Raw genomic sequence first — 15,844 nt, forward strand, 5'->3', positions numbered from 1 at the left:
CGGGCCGGTCAGTCGCTGACGCCGAACACCGAACCGTACCTGCGGGTGACCTCGGACCAGTCGTCGTCGTGCCGGAAGCGGATGACCTCCCAGCCGTCGTCGTACAACCGCTCCTGAGCGTCCTCGTCACGCTGGGCTTGCAGCTCGCCGTCGTGGTGCGGGCCGTCTATGAAGACCGCGACCGGGCCCATCTTCGTCTCGTACACGAAGTCCGGACGGGACAGCGCGCTGGAGACGAAGAACTGCTGCTTGTCCGGCAGCCGCAGCCCGTTGTGGGCCAGGAAGGCCACGAACCGCTGCTCCAGCGTGCTGTCGGCGCCGTCGATGAGGGCCTGCGCGTGCTCGTCCCGGGAGACGCCCGGACCGGTGTCGGTGACCAGTGCCCCGGCGAAGCTCAGCAGGAGGTCCTTCACGAGGTGGCGGTCGATGACCTGGTGGTGGCGCTGGTTGCCGAACGACAGCAGGCAGTCGTAGCAGCCCATTTCACAGGTCGGTCCGTCCTCGCGGCCACCCTTGTCCGTGCCGTTCGAGGTGAAGTGGGCGATCTCCAGAGCGCGGGCGGCCGCCCGGCGCAGCGCCTTCGGCTCGGCCTGCAGACGCCGCAGGACGCCGGCCCCGCCCTCGCTGCTCTCGATGAACAGGATGCGGTCCCGGAGCCCGTCGAAGGGAGGCAGCTGCTCGGTGTCCAGCTCGCTGTCCTCCAGCTGGAACTCGGCCTCGATGCCCCGCTCCAGGGCGTACTGGAGCGTGACCGCCATCTCCGCGGTGATCGGTGTGGCCAGCTGGAGCACCAGGATGTTGCGGGTGTCCTGGACGTACGGGATCACCGGGACCTTGCGGTCCGCCTTCTCTGCGCTCTCCAGGCCGTCCTGCTCGTCGGTGGTGAGCTTGCCGGGCTTGTCCTGGTCCTTCTTGGCGTCCAGCCACTTGCCCTCGATGGGGTCGAGCCAGAAGCCCGAGCGCTGCTTGCTGCGCCGGTGGCCGAGGTTGGTGAGGCGGACCGTGGCACTGTCGCCGTAGGTCAGGTCGGCAAGCGGCTCGCCGTTCGCGTCGGCGGCGGCCGCGTTCAGCGAACCGTCCCGGGAGCCGTGCTTGTTGAACTTGTACGACACCTCGACGAAGTAGCCCGTGCGCTGGCGCTCCTCCTCGTCGGAGGAGATCCGGTCGCGGCGCCTGGTGAAGACCGTGCGCAGCGGCAGCAGGTTGTAGCGGGCGTCGGTCAGCTCCACGCCGCAGAAGTCACAGGTGTTCTCCAGCTCCTCCCCGACGTGCAGATAGCCGCAGTGCTCGCACACCTTGGCCTCCTCGGTCTGCAGGTCGCCGGAAGCACTGGTGGGCAGCTGGACGCGGTCCACCTGGTAGCGGCTGCCCTCGTGGTAGATGAAGGCGCCGGGGCCGAACTCGCGGATCGCGATGAAGCGCGACCGCTGGAGGTAGTCGCCGTCCGGGCCCCAGCGCGCGGCACGGCCGGTGCCCGGGATGAACGCGGCCAGGGGCAGCCGGGGGAAGGAGTAGCCCGGCAGGTAGCCCTCGGAGGCCAGATAGCGGTACGGCGTGAAGTCCGACAGGAGAGTGCTGCCGTTCGTGTCCTCGTTCTTCAGGAGCTTCAGCTGCGTCTCCGCCTGGTGGCGGCGGCGCTCGGCCTGCGCCGAGGCGTCCTTGCCCAGCGTGTTGTCGACGATGCGCCGGTGCTGGATCTCGCGTTCCTTCAGAGCCTTCCGCAGCAGCTCGCGCCAGCGGCCGAGCGCGTTGTCGAAGCCGCCCGGAGCCCTCTCGACCGTGCGCTCCAGCCACTGCTCGTCCCACCACGAGGTGTCCTTCAGGACATCCAATGAGTCCTTGAGCACCGCCGTCGCCCGGCGCAGTGCGCGCCGCTGCGCCGCGGGGTCGCGGATCTTCTCCACGTACTGCGGATAGATCCGCAGCGAGGGGGTGTCGCCGTCGGCGTCGACGAAGTGCGGGATGCGCTTGCCGAGGTCGAGGTGGGTCTCGGCCAGCCATATGGCGTGGATGTGCGAGCGCACCAGGTCCTCGTTGGCGAGGTCCAGGCGGGGCGGGGCGACCGAGCCCGCGACCATCAGGTTCGAACGGCGGAAGTAGTACTGGTCGTGGCTGTTGCCGGTGGCGCAGTATGTGGTCACCAGCGCGGGCTGTCCGGAGCGGCCCGCCCGGCCGCTGCGCTGGGCGTAGTTGGCGGGCGTGGGAGGGACGTTCCGCATTGCCACTGTGTTCAGGCTGGCGATGTCGACGCCGAGCTCCATCGTGGGGGAGCAGTAGAGCACGGGCAGGGGGATGCCTTTGCGGAAGTCCTCCTCGCGTGTCTCGCGGACCGGAGCGGGTACCTGCGCGGTGTGCTCTCGGGCCACCAGGCCGGCGAGGGTGGCGGCGACGTTCTTGTAGAGGTCCTTGAAGAACAGGTTCACACGCGGGCCCTTGCCCTTGCCGTAGGTGCGGCGTAGCCGGTCCACGGCACCGAACTCGTCGTCGCGGGCCGTCCAGATCACGGTCGTGTGGTTGATGCGGTAACCGGGGGTCTCACCACGTCCGGCCGGGACCTCGGTGAGCAGACCGGCATCCGCCAGCACCTTGGCCAGGTCGACGATCAGCTCCTGTGCCTCGGCCATGTCCAGCGGCTGTCCCAACGCGGGGAACTGGCCCGGCCTGCGCAGGAACCGGCCGAAGTCGGACCTGGCGGTCAGGTTCTGCTCACCGCGCGGCCGGCCCGGACGGCCCGGACGGGTGTACGCCGTACCGGGCGGAGGCGGGGTGCGTTCGGTCTCGGCGAGTCCCCACGCGTCGTTGAGCAGGTACGACAGCCTGCGCAACTCGTCGAACTCGGCCTGCTCGAAGTACGGGAAGTCCACGGCACGTACACGCCGCAGCTCGTCCAGGAGGATGCGGGAGAGCTCGGCACGTTTCAGAGGGTCGGCAGAGCTCAGGGGGCCGCAGGCCTGGGCCCAGCGCTCCTCGTCCTCACAGATCTCCTGCATGTCGGCGTACTCCAGACGCAGCAGACCGGTCTGTTCCAGGTTGGGCATGGTGACCCGCCAGCCGCGCTCCAGGTCCAGGTACAGCCGGTACTCGACCACCTTGGCCAGGGCGCGCAGGGTGCGCTTCGCCTGACCGGACGGCTCCTTCGGGTTCTGCGAGTAGTCCTGCGGCGTCAGGCCGAGCTTCTTCACCACGGCGGGTGCCACGTCCTCGTGCAGCAGCCCTTCCTCGCCGGCCTCCACCATCGCCTGGTAGAGACCGCCGCGGAGTTGGGTGACCAGGACGAAGTCGTTGAAGTGGCCGGCTTGGAGACTGGCGTCCTGGCGGTTGTCGACGAAGGTGAGCAACTTGCGTGCGTCCTCGTCGAGTTCGGTGGTCGGTAGTTCCTTGAGGTGGCGGACGATGCTGGAACTGATGAGGGAGGTCGCCGTGGAACGGCCCTCGCGGTCCATCGTCATCAGCTTGGCGAAGTCGTTGCCGCGCGCGGTCTCGTAGCTCACGCCGCAGTTGAGGCAGAACATGAAGGGCACGGGGATGTAGGCCGTGTACAGGCCCTGCCCGCGGTCGACCACCGATCCGTCGGGCTTCACCCACACCTGTTGCGGGGCCCGCTTGCGCCGGCTGTCGGCCAGGACGGGGACGCCCTTCTTGTCGTCAGTCACCACCCAGCTGTCCGGGAAGCGCTGCTCGTCGATCGCCTTGCCCGTGTCCTCGGGCCAGGGGTTCTCGGCGCTGACGTACAGGTAGCCGTTGTCCTCGTCGTCCTCGGTGCGCGGTCGGAAGGCGAACGAGCCGTCCTTGCGCTCCTCGCGGGCCACCGTCAGGTACTCCTGGCCGCATTCGCGGCAGAAGGACAGCGGCAGCAGGATCTTCTCCTTGGCGCCGGGCACGCGCAGTTGGTAGGTGCGGCTGATGTGCCTGTTCTCCTCGTCCTCCAGGGACACGTACACCGAGTCGCCCTTGGACAGGAACTGGTGCAGGCGGAAGGCGAACAGGGGCCTTCTCGTCTCGTCCTTGGCCTGCGAACCCGCGTGCAGGGTGTCGCGGATGGCGGCCACGCACGTCTCCTCCGACTCACCGGTGCGGGCGGCGAGCTTCTCGGACGCCGTCTTGACGGTCGTCGGCTCGGCTCGTACGAGAGCGCCCTTGTCCGGGCCGTCAGTGAGCGTGAGCAGGCCGAACTCGGTCTCGATCCAGGCGGCGAGCGGGTCGTCCTTGAGGACGTCGTAGTCGGTCGAGGGGGCGTTCGCCATCACGCGGTCGGCAAGTTCGGCGTCGCTCGGCTCACGCCCGGAGGTGGCGCGGACCAGGGTCTCGCCGACCACGCGGTCCGGGGTGACGGGGGTCGAGAAAAGGGTGGTTGCGACATCGGCGACCGCTCGCCGCCGGTCCTCCAGGGTGCCCTCGGTGGACATGGTCGCCGAGGTGCCCACGCACTGGAGGTCGTCGGCGGCCAGGGTGTCGCGTACCCGGCGGACCAGCAGGCCCACGTCCGCGCCCTGTCGGCCGCGGTAGGTGTGCAGCTCGTCCAGGACGAGGAACTTCAGTCCCTGAGCGGCCCGCATCAGCGCCTTGCGCTCGCGTGGCCGGGTGAGCATCAGCTCCAGCATCACGTAGTTGGTGAGCAGGATGTCCGGCAGGCTCTCCAGGATCCTCTCGCGCTCGTCCTCCTTCTCCTGCCCGGTGTAGCGCTCGAAGGTGACGGGCTCGCCGCCCTCGCCGTACCCGTGGCGCAGGAACTTCTCCAGCTCGAACTTCTGGCTGTTGGCCAGCGCGTTCATCGGGTAGACGATGATCGCCTTGACGCCGGAGGCCGCACCCTCCTGCTTGGCGCGCAGCACGTGGTCGACGATCGGGACGATGTAGCCGAGGCTCTTCCCGGAACCCGTGCCCGTGGTCAGGACGTAGCTGCTGCCGGAACGGGCGGCCTCGATGGCGGCCCGCTGGTGGCGGTGGAAGGCGATGGGGCGACCCTGCTGGGGCGAGCCGTCCTTTTCCTTGCCGACACGGAAGACCCGCTCGCACTCGGGGTGCAGCAGACCCTCCTGCACGAGCTGGGTCACCGAGCCGCCTGGCTGGAAGCTCGGGTTGAGGGACAGCCACGGGTGGGGCCACTGGTCGCCCTGGACGAGTGCCTCGTCGACTGTGCTCTTGATCCGGTCGTTCTTCAGGACGACCGAACTCGTGGTGAAGGCCCGGTAGTCGGCGATCAGTTGCTCGTGCACCTTGAAGACGTCCACAAAACCCTCACTCGTTCCACGCCGACCTGCGCCTTTACCGTAATGGGTGCGGTGGGGGCGGTGGGCCGCATTGTCTGAGCTCCCATTAGAACGTTGTCTGTGAACTCAGTCAACGTGTACGACTTATCTGAGTTGTGAATCAGATGCCCGAGGGTGCGATTCCTCGCCGTAGACGACAGTGGCACACTCAGTCACCTATGGACATCGGAACGCTCATCGCCAAGCGATATCGCATCAAAAGCGCCATCGGCCACGGCGGTATGGGACAAGTGTGGATGGCGGATGACGAACATCTGGGCCGAGGTGTCGCCGTCAAGACGATGACGCCGGCGAGCGGACTGACGTCCGCCCAGATCGCCCACGACGCCGCACGGTTCGAGCGCGAGGCCAAGGCCGTAGCCAAACTCGACCACACGGGACTCGCGGCGGTGTACGACCTGGGCGTTGAGACCGGTACGCACTACCTGGTCATGCAGTACGTCCAAGGGCTGGACCTGGGTGACTACATCGCGGAGCACGAGACGCTCGCCGTGGAGGAGGCCGCTGCCGTCGGCGTGCAGATCTGCTCCGTCCTCGCCGCCGCCCACGCCCGCAGCGTCGTGCACAGGGACCTCAAACCGGGCAACGTGCGCGTCCGCACCGACGGCGTGGTCAAGGTGCTCGACTTCGGCGTGGCCGCGATCCTCGACGCGGACACCAAGAAGCTCACCACCACCGGCGAACGGCTCGGCAGCTTCCAGTACATGGCGCCCGAGCAGGTGATGGGCGAGCCCGTCGACCGGCGCACCGACCTCTACGCCCTCGGCTGCCTGATCCACGAAATGCTTGCCGGGCGCCGGGTGTTCGAGCACGAGAGCCCGCTGATGGTGCCAAGCCTGCACACGGAGGCAGCGCCCGAGCCACTGCGGGCGCTGCGCCCTGACGCCCCGGAGGACGTCGAGACCCTCGTCCTGGAACTGCTGGCGAAGAAGCCGACCGACCGCCCCGCACATGCGGGAGAGGTATACCGGCGCCTCGCCGTCCACCTGCCCGTGCCCGGTACGCCGGAGGGCGCTCTGGTGCCCTGGGCGGAGGCCGATCCGCGCCGGCCCTTCCTGTACCCCATGGCGCCGGACGCGCGCCCCGTCCGCCAGTGGGCGAGGGAGGCGGACGGAGCGCGGTAGGGCTACGGAGTCGAGGTCTCCTCGGTCACCGACGTCTCCGTCGGCGCAAGCGGTTCCTCGGGGAGATCGTCGGGCTCCGGCTCGGCCGCCAGGCCGGGCGCCGCCGCCGTGTCGGGGTCGGTGTCCTGGACCGCGTCGGCAGCGGGCTTGGCGGAGTCCTCGCCGCCCTCACCCCGCGTCGGCAGGACGTACTCCTGCGCGAGGCCCGCGAGATGCAGCGGCAGGGGGAGGCTCAGCGGGTCCGGCAGGTCGGGGGCCTGCCGGAGCTGGTGGACGGCGAGTGCCAGGGCTTCCGGGGAGTCCCCGTCGTCCGGATGGCAGCCGAGGACGGCCAGTTCAACAAGGCCGGGGTTCCAGGCGGGCTTGTCGGTGTCGATGGTCAGCTTGCCCTTGGTGTTTACGCGGGGCGCGAGTTTGTCCGCGGCCACCGACAGCTTGGCCGTGCGCGCCTTCGGGGTCGTGGACCAGAACACGCGGGCATTGCCGGAGTCAAGCGTCGGGTCCGTCCATAGATGGGCGGACAGTCCGTTGGCGCCGTCCGGGTTCTGGGCCCACCACTGGGCCGTCTCGCGGTTCCGAGCCGTGCGCACTCGCACCAGCCGCAGGTCGGGATCCAGTCGTCGGGCCGGCGCATGGCCGTCCTTGAACTTGTCGGCCACGACCTTGCCGTCCTGCAGCCACGTCCAGTGCGAGCGCATGTTCTGGCCGTACGCGAGCAGCAGCGTCGGCGTGCCGCGCAGCGTGCGGCGCACCCGCTGGAGCCACTCCTCGGTCGCCTGGCGCTGCTGAGCCATGTCCGCCCACCAGGACGGGCGAGTCATCGCCGGCTCGCCGACCCGAGGTGCGGGAATCGTGCCCGCGGGGACCTCGGATCGCTTCGTGAGCCGCAGCAGCATGACGGGGTACGGCACCCAGGCGCGCGCATCGTCGTCCCATCCCTCGACCCGTGCGAGACCCTCGCCCGACGCCTCCGGCGTCACGAGCACCGCGACCGACAGGTGCCCGGCCCAGCGGGTCCTGCTGCGGCTGTTCTTGCGGACCATCCACACGGCCGCATAGCGCATGCCCTCGGGCAGCCGCTCGCCGAGGCTGTGCTCGGGGTGGACGCGCACGCCGAGCTGCCGTAGCGCGTCGTCCCAGGCCTTGGCCGCCCGGAACTCCTTGTTCTTCTCGCTGTTGTAACCCTTGGCCTTCTTCGGCACCGCCACGAACTGGGTCAGGAGACCGGCGTCCGCGCAGCCGAGCCGCAACGCGAACTTCGCGTCGTGGTCCAGGGATGTGAAGTCCGTCGCCCGGTCGATCTCGACCAGGGCGGGCGACGGCACGGGAGACGAGCCGCCCTCGGCGACAAAGGCCGCCGTCTCCCTTCGGCGGACGGCAATCGCAGCGGTCATCTCCTCGCGGGAGTGCCGGGAGCCCTCGGCCAGGGCCAGGTCTCCGCCGAGAGAACCGGTCAGCCTGCGGCAGCGCAACCGGACCGTCAGTTCCGGCGACTGCCACTCCAGCACCACCGGGCTGTCGTAGGCGGCCTCGGCGTCCGGCGCGCCACCGTCGCCCTTGAGGTCCAGGTGCGCGACCAGCGCGTCGACGGCCGTGTCCCGCATCTCGGGGGTCTGCCAGTACAGCCTGGCCTCCAGGCACGGCAGTTCACCCGGGTCTGCGTCCGGGAGCAGGCCCCGCAGCGCGAAGGCGGTGCCCTTGCGACGTGCCTCCGCGCGCTTCTGCTCCTCAACGGTCTTCGCAGGGTCCTCGGACGTTTCGCGGCGCGGGTTGGCCGGGGCGCTGCCGGACAGCCGGGTGCGCACCAGGGCCGGAGCCGTACGCAGCTGCTCCGGCAGTGCCTGCCCGGCCCACTCCACGATCCGGGAGCGCTGGTCGGGCATCAGACCGTGGCCCACCTCGTGCGACCCCATCGCCGTGCTGTACACCACGGCAGCCCGCATACCGTCCTTGAGCCACGCGGACGGCTCGGTGAGGATCGCCCCGGCGTCCGGGAACGATTCGGTGAGCGACATGCTGCGCAGCATCCCGGCGGGACCACCGCCCACCCAGTCGTGCCCACCCTTGCTCCACGCCAGCCGCGCCACCGCGAGCCGGTCACTCGCGGGCGCCCCGGGCAGCCACGGCACGCGGGGCCTGAGCAGCACCGTGGTCCGGCGGCCGTACGGCAGATACAGCCGCCCCGACGTCGAACTGACCCGGGTCGCGTACCGCCGGACGTGGCAGTGCAGATGGAAGCGGGGCAGAGGATCGAAGGGCACCGTGTGCAGTGTGATGTTGAGGACTACCGAGTACCACCCCTTGCCGCCCTCGAACTGCCGGGCCTGGGAAACGAGTTCGGCGCCCTGGTCGCGCGGGCCACGGGGCATGGCGCGGAAGTGGAGCTTGCCAGCCCCGAAGTCGTACGGGTCCAGTTCGAGGATCCGCCGCGCCAGCCAGTCCGTGGTCAGCTGGAACTGGCGCGGGTCCGGGGCAGCGGTGCCGCCGTCCGTCGGCGGACAGCGCAGCAGCTCCACCTCCACGTTCTCTCGCCACTCGGGCGGATCCTCCAGCAGCGCGGCCCGCGTCTCGGCCAGCAGCTTCCGATGCTCCGGCTCGGGGCGCAGGTCCTTCAGCCAGGAACTGATGAGCCCGTTCAACGCCGCAGGGGGCAGCGGACTGGGCAGGTCGGAGGGAGCGTAGAGCCAGAAGTCCGGGTGCTCGCCCCGGCGCGGGCGCGGACGGACCAGGACGTCCGGCGCCAGGGTCTGAACCACCTGATCCATGCGGAACGTGGGGACCGTCTCCAGGGGTTTTCGGCGTCCCTCGTTGCACAGGGCGAGCAGCGGCCCGTGCCACTGCTCCGGAAAGGTCAGGGCGCGGTACCGGCCGGTGGCGGAGACGTCCCGGGAGACGGGAAGCCAGGACGCGGTGCGGATGTCGTAGCGGCGAGCCATGATCGGGTCCTCTCGGTGAAGGTCACGAGGCGTGGTGCGTGATCTCCCGCAGCGCCTTGTACAGCGGCGCGTACAGGAGCCGGGCGACTGCGGGGTCCGCCGGGTCGGGACAGTCGGGCGGTGGGGCGCCGTCCGCGAAGTACGGGGCGAGGACGTCGCGCAGGCCGGTCAGCAGACCGTCCTCCTGCGGGAGCGGCACTGCCGCGGCGCCGGGCGAGAGCAGCTTGGCCGTGTGAGGGGCGAACCGGGCATCGACGAAGACAACACGGGCCGGTACGCCGCCACGTACCAGTCGACCGATGACCTGCCAGATGGTCACGAGCTGGTCCCAGGTGAAGGACTTCTTCTCGTGGTCGGACAGACGGGAGTAGATGTAGCGGCGGGATAGCAGCCGCCGCCACTCGCCGCGCGCCACGTGCCGGAAGGCCAGCCCAGCGGCGTCCAAGTCGTCCGCGGCCGTGGCCAGCTTGTCGAACGTGCCCTGTGGCAGCCCGGGTTCGTCCCGCGCGAACCGCGTCGCCCAGTCGTTGATCGCGAACACAGCCAGGGCCAGGTCGTCCGGGCGCGGGTGCGGTCGGGCGAGGAACAGGGCTGTGCCGAATGCCGCGTTGCGCTGGGCGTTGAGGATGTTGTGCCCGCGTTCAACGGCCATCAGCGGTGCCACGAGGATCTCCGCGGTGGGGTCCTCGGCGAACGAGGCGAGATCACCCCGGCGAAGCGCCGTCGCCCGGTCCGATCCCGACCGGGCTGGTCCCGAGCCGCGTACTGCCTGCTCCAGGTCCGCGTCGTCGGCGGCCAGGACGCGGACGCGGCCGTGCCAGCGCTCCATGTCGTGCAGCACATCAGCAGCGGTGTTCGCCTCCTTGTAGCTGCCGACCAGGAGGATCGCGCGGCGCCGGCGGTTGTCGGCGACCTTGGCCAGCCCCTGCTCCAGTGGGCTCGGGGCGCCGCCCCGGCCTGGGGAGCCGAGCCGGCTGACCATCGCCCGGCAGGCGGCCGGCCGGGCCTTCGGCTCGGTGCCTGACAGGCTCAGTGGGCGGCCTTCGTCGTCGTACAGGAAGTGTGTGGTGAAGACCGACTCACTCACGGCCTGAAGTGATCGCGTCGAGGGGGTGAGCACTGCGCCGATGGGGGCTACGACGTGAGCGCGCGTCGAAGTACCCGCCCAACTGGTGCCCGACATCAGCACCACATGAGGCCCCTTCCGCCCGCCACCCGGGTCGGATCCCACGTCGGGCAGGGTGAGCAGGAGTTCACGGCCCACGCCCGCGCACCGGAAGAAGCGCAGGGTGCCGCTGTGTCGCCCCTCGACGTCGCGCTCCCGCTCGTCGGGCAGGTATTGGAACCCGAGAACGTTGCCCATCGGGGCCTCCGGGACCAGCGGAGCGTAGTCGAGCGGGGGACGGCGGGAGAGCTCGTTGCCGGTCGAGTCGAGGTGCAGGGCGGCCTCGACCTGGGGCCAGAGGAACACCAGCCGGTCCAGGCGCTGGTTGAGGGCGCTCAGCAGCAGCATGAACTCCAACCGTCGGGCCGTCAGGTCGAGCCATGCCGCATCCTGTGCACGCTCAGCGGCAGGAGTGCCTGCCAGCAGCGGGCGCAGTACGGATAGGACGCGTTCGCGCGTGTCCGACGAGGACAGCGTGGTGAGCAGGTCCTGAGCCAGGCGCACCAGTTCGTCGGTGGTGTTGCTGTAGGGGCCGCGGCCGCCGAGTGGGTCGTCACGGAAGTCGTCGAATCTTTCCGTGAGTTCGGCGCGAAGGGCATCCGCCTCCGGCCCCGCCGACTCGGGCTCGGGTGCGTCGTCCTCGTACGCCTCGTACAGCTCCGACTCGTCGTACACGCCATCGGGAGCCCCGGGGGCGGTCTCCAGGGCGAACCAGGAACGCAGCAGCTTCTCCTGCAGCGTCCAAGGGCTGAAGTACTCGATGTCGGCCCATTCGCGCAGGTCCTCGTCGGCGATGAGCAACTTGTACAGGCGGTCCGTGGCGGCGTGGACCACAGTCAGCGAGGCGGACCAGCGCTCGACCTCCTGGTCGGTGAGCGGCAGCCGGCCCTGCCGGGAGAGCTCCTCGATGCGGTGCGTTTGCACCTGGTCCAGCCATGACTCGGGGCCGGGGGAGACCAGCGTCGCCGAGGGCGCGAAGATCTCGTCCAGCTTCATCTGCACCGAGTCGGCCTCGTCCACGACGATGATGTCGCTGCGCAGACAAGCCAGTTCAAGGTGGCGCAGCCGCTCGTCGCCCAGGTGACGCGGCACGGCGGACTGCACCAGGCTCGCCGGGTTGGCCACCCAGATCAGGGAGTCCACCAGCTCCCGAGCAGAGCGGTGACGCGGGCAGGCGTACCACAGGGGGCAGCCGTGAGGGGTTCCCTTCACCTCCGCCGGGCGGTCGTCGCCGGACGGGGACTGCCGCTGCCCCGGCTTGTAGGGCTCCGGCAGCGCGCCGGGGTCAGGGCTCTCGGCGTCTTTCGCGCGCTTCGTCTCCGGGTGGAGCGAGGTGCACGGCGCGTCCGCGAACCGCAGCGGCTGTGCGGCCTCGGTACCGCGCAGAGCGTCCACCACGCACACCGTGCTCAGATGGTCGAAGCCCGGATCGTCGTGGTCCAGGAGGTTGGTGAGGCCGCGTGAGGAGATCCGACGGTGCAACCGCTGCACGTGGGTCTCCCGTGTGGTCAGACCCAGCACGGGCGTGGCGGTCAGGCAGAGGTCGCGGAACAGTGCCGTCAGCCGCAGCTGTTCGGCAACGTCGCCCACGACGAGTGTGGTGCGCAGCTGCGGATCCCGGCGGGCTCCCCAGACCGCGAGCAGCGTCATCAGGGTCGACTTGCCCGCACCGACCATGCCCGCGAGGTGCAGCAAGCCGTCGAGGTGGAGATCGCCATCCTCCGAGAAACCGAGCCCGTCGGCGTCGCGCGGCATGATGTGCAGCTCGGTGAGGCGGTCCTCCCAGTGGCCGGGCTTGTCGACCTCCTTCTCCCGCTCGGTCGCGTCCATCCAGCGGGCGGTCGCGACGAGTTCGGCACGGCTGATGGTGAGCGGTTCACCGCCGCCGGGCCGTCCCGCCTCCGGTGCGTGGCCGGGGGCGGGGTCGGGCCCTAGTCCCTCCGGCAGGGTCACGGATGTGGGCCGCCGCCGGTCGACGAAGGTGGCGCGGCCCGCCGGCGCGAGGGGCAGGGCCTTGCGGGCGAGCGGAGGCAGGTCGGCGAGCGCCGTGTCGTAGACGGCGAACCGGTCGGAGGCGACGGCCGCTTCCCTGCGCCGGGCGGGCCGGTCCGGCTTGGGGACGTCGTAGGCGCGCAGCCGGTCCGGAAGTCCCCGGTAGGTCTCCAGCGTGCGCTCCCAGGTTCGGCCGCGGCGCAAGTGCCACAGCAGATGGCGGCCCGCGCTGAGCATGACCTCGTGCTCGGCGGAGGTCACGTAGCCCCGGGCGCGGGCGAACTCGTAACCACCGAAGAGGGCGTAGGCACCGCGAGCGGGCTCATCCGGGGCGATGCGCTCCAGGATCCGGAGCGCCAGTTCCACCTGGCACAGCAGGCTGGGCTTCACGCTGCCCAGTTCGGGCTGCACCTCGTCCCACAGCCGGGTGAGTTCCCGGCTGACGGGCTGGTGCCAGCTGTCGCGGTCACGCATCGCCGTTCTCCTCGCCTTGTGTGGTGCTCACGTCGCGCGAGAGCCGGGACTCGGCGCGGGTGAGCAGTTCGGTGTCTGTGAGCAGTGGCATGTGACGGGCGGAGGCGGGGCGATTGCGCTCGTACATGGCGATGTAGCCCGGCCGGTCGTCGACGCGGTCCTGCGGCACTACCCAGAACACCTCGTCGTACGGAGGCTCCCGCGGCACCGGGCGCGCGGCCCGCCCGAGGAACGCCGGATGGGCCCAGTCCTTCACGTCCACCGCCCACATCCATCCGTCAGGGAAGGTGACGTGCACGTCGTACGCGTCGTATGCCGGCCACATCCGCACCTTCAGCCCGAGCGCGGTGAGTCGCGCCTCCAGGTCCACCTCGGCGCGGCCGGGACCGGTGACGAACTGCCGTAAGGGACGGGCCAGTTGCAGCAGTTCTCCGGCATCCTCCTTCGTGATGCGGCGGCCCACCGGCGGTCGGCCTCGGCGGCGGCAGCGGTCCCGCTCGCACCACCAGCCGCCGTCGTGCAGCGGGGTCAGCAATGTGTGGCACCGGCCGCACACCGCGTAGGTGTCGCCGCGCAGATAGCTGTCCGGGACGGGACGGTAGATCCTGCTGAGCAGTTCCTTTACCGGGTCCAGCACATGGTCCACCGAGATGAGCCACTCCTCGGCGGAGGTGAGCACGGGCCGGGTGACGAGGAGCCGCCGGAACTCGGTGTAGGCGTCCTCCTCGCCGTACTCGCGGCACAGCCGCAGCGCGGCGCGGATGATCTCGCGGTCGTACAGGACCAGAGCGCTGTCCGAGAACTGCTCCGCCCACTCGTAGCACAGCTCGGTGGGGCGTGAGGACTCCGGGTCGAGCAGCAGGTCGTCGGGGCCCGCAGCCTCAGGAGGCAGGTCCACTGGCCAGTCGGCCACCGGCCGCTCACGGCACCACGCCAGCAGGTCGGGCAGGCTCGCCGGAGGCTCGGCCCCGCGCTCCAGGCAGGCCAGAACCGTCCGGTCCAGGGCGCGCTGGACTTCGGGAGGATAGGGAAGGGAGAAGGCATCGGGCCCGATGGCCGCGTCCAGCACCGTGAGCGCGGTGGCCAGCGTGCGCATCAGGGGGATGCCGCGGTGCGCGGACCAGTCCTCGGTGGCTTCCGGCGTCGCGCTCATCGGGCCTCCAGATATGCGCGGCCCCCAGCACAGTGCGCCCGTACGTCGCAGCCGGAGCAGTGGTCGCCGGGCGCCGGGGCGTATGTCTCGTCTACCGCCCACGGCCCGGCGAGCTCGGCGATGATGCGGTGGGCCTCGGCCTGGGTGTCCGGATCGCCGGGATCGATCTCCTCGCAGCGGGATCCGTCCTCGTACAGCACCTCCAACTCGATGAGCGATCGGCGTGGGTCCCCGCCGGGCACTCCTGCGGACATCATCAGTACAGCGAAGGCGAGTTGCGGGTAGGTCTCCATCAACTCCCGCCCTTCCCAGGGGCGTTTCGCGGCCGTCTTCGTCTCGTGCCAGATCCAGCCGCCGGAGCGGCTGTAGAGGAGGTCGGGATCAGCGATCAGGACGACGTCCAGCTCGGGGTCGTAAGCGGTCAGGCGGTGCTGTACTCGTACGAGCTCATCGGGCGGCAGGCCATCGAGAGGGCAGGCCCGCTGGTGCTCGGCCAGCATGGCCAGGGCGGTCGGCAGTTCGGCCGGTGAGAGACCTGAGAGGCTCTCGGGGAGTGGTGCCGTGCTGCAACACCCTTCTCCATGGTGGACGTTGAGCCACTCGTCGACCGCGCGCCCCCTGCGGATCGGCTCGCTCTCCGGGTCGCCGGACTTCAGGTGAAGGACGCGGGTGAGGTGGAACTGCGCCGGGCACAGCGAGTGGACCCGCAGGTCGCTCGCCGAGACGGAACGGCGTGCGCGGGGACGACGGGGCCCGGGGACCGAGAGGACGCCGGGAGCCCGGTGGGGCAGCTCGCACCCCACCAGACCTTCGCAGCGCGTGCAGGTGGAGCCCGGGTTGAGCCGGTCGTCCTCGACGACCCGCCCCAGAACGAGCCTGGCATGTTGGGTGAACTGTCGCTCGACATCCTCGATGTCCCAGTCGGCCAGCACGTCGTGATCGCCGTTGCCGCAGCCGACGCCGACTATCCGGACGCGCTGCGGCTGGACGGTGCTGCCGGGCACTGGGCGGAAGATGTCCCGGAAGGCAGAGTGGGAGGGGAGGCCCGTCGCCGTCACAGCGGCCGCCTCCGCGATCTCGGCCGGGGGCCGGTCATCCTTGACGGAGTTCACGGACAGGAGCCACAGTTCGCGTTCGGACCCGTCAGCGGACGCGTACCGCCTCCCCCATGCGGTGCGTTCGTAGCGGGTCGCTCCGCGGGCGTCCGGGACCTCACTCTGGGTGATGGCGGCCCACTGGGCGCGTACGGGCAGCGTCGCCGGGCGCCCGAGCGCGCGCCGCTGGGTTTCCCGTGCCTCGCGCGCCGCCAGGTAGGAGCGAACCGCCGATTCAGCCCAACTCAGGTGCCCTGCATGGTACTTCTGGTTTCTCCGAAGGTGTGCAATTGCCCTCTCCACGTCCACCCCGTCGTGCTCGATCACATCCAGGGCGTTCATCACTGGCCCGAGGGCGAAGTCTTCGACTGGCTTCCGCCGCGACCGTGACGAAATCTGGCCGATCAGTGGCCTGGCGCGCAGGGCGTTGCCGCGCGGGCAGTCCTGGGGGTCCTCGCGCAGCAATGGCAGCGAGGTGCGGATGAGCTGGACGTCGCCGTCCGTTCCGGGCGGAGGCAGGTGGAGCGACACGATGCACCCCTTGAGGGCGTGATGGGAGAAGAGCGCCAACACCCCAAAGGGAAGCGCATGTCTGTGAACACAGTCAAGCGATTCGTTTGATGTGGCTTGTGAACC

At 70.1% G+C, this 15,844-nt stretch carries 6 protein-coding genes; 1 reads left to right on the forward strand and 5 read right to left on the reverse strand.

Annotated elements, in window-relative coordinates; translation table 11 throughout:
• Positions 1-8: 8 nt before the first annotated feature.
• Positions 9-5,231 (reverse strand): DEAD/DEAH box helicase, encoded by a 5,223-nt coding sequence (locus tag FE633_RS04685; RefSeq protein ID WP_138043780.1) that lies wholly within the window; start codon positions 5,229-5,231, stop codon positions 9-11.
• A gap of 197 nt (positions 5,232-5,428) precedes the next feature.
• On the opposite strand from FE633_RS04685, the gene FE633_RS04690 reads away from it, so the two are divergent.
• Positions 5,429-6,394: a serine/threonine-protein kinase gene (locus FE633_RS04690; RefSeq protein WP_138043781.1), complete on the forward strand. Its 966-nt coding sequence runs from the start codon at positions 5,429-5,431 to the stop codon at positions 6,392-6,394.
• 2 nt (positions 6,395-6,396) lie between these two features.
• Here the strand turns inward: FE633_RS04690 and FE633_RS04695 are convergent, their stop codons facing one another.
• Genes FE633_RS04695 through FE633_RS04710 form a run of 4 tightly spaced genes read right to left on the reverse strand, consistent with a single transcriptional unit; the run spans position 6,397 to position 15,739 of the window.
• Positions 6,397-9,330 (reverse strand): pPIWI_RE module domain-containing protein, encoded by a 2,934-nt coding sequence (locus FE633_RS04695; RefSeq protein WP_138043782.1) that lies wholly within the window; start codon positions 9,328-9,330, stop codon positions 6,397-6,399.
• A gap of 22 nt (positions 9,331-9,352) precedes the next feature.
• Positions 9,353-12,961 (reverse strand): pPIWI_RE_Z domain-containing protein, encoded by a 3,609-nt coding sequence (locus FE633_RS04700; protein ID WP_138043783.1) that lies wholly within the window; start codon positions 12,959-12,961, stop codon positions 9,353-9,355.
• A complete protein-coding gene (locus tag FE633_RS04705; protein WP_138043784.1) occupies positions 12,954-14,114 on the reverse strand; it encodes a pPIWI_RE_Y domain-containing protein in 1,161 nt (386 codons plus the stop codon). The genes FE633_RS04700 and FE633_RS04705 overlap by 8 nt, the downstream gene beginning before the upstream one ends.
• Complete coding sequence (locus tag FE633_RS04710) at positions 14,111-15,739, reverse strand: PD-(D/E)XK nuclease family protein (RefSeq protein WP_138043785.1); 1,629 nt, start codon at positions 15,737-15,739, stop codon at positions 14,111-14,113. The genes FE633_RS04705 and FE633_RS04710 overlap by 4 nt, the downstream gene beginning before the upstream one ends.
• Positions 15,740-15,844: the final 105 nt, after the last annotated feature.

The sequence above is a fragment of the Streptomyces montanus genome (genome assembly GCF_005786655.1).
Lineage (GTDB): Bacteria > Actinomycetota > Actinomycetes > Streptomycetales > Streptomycetaceae > Streptomyces > Streptomyces sporangiiformans.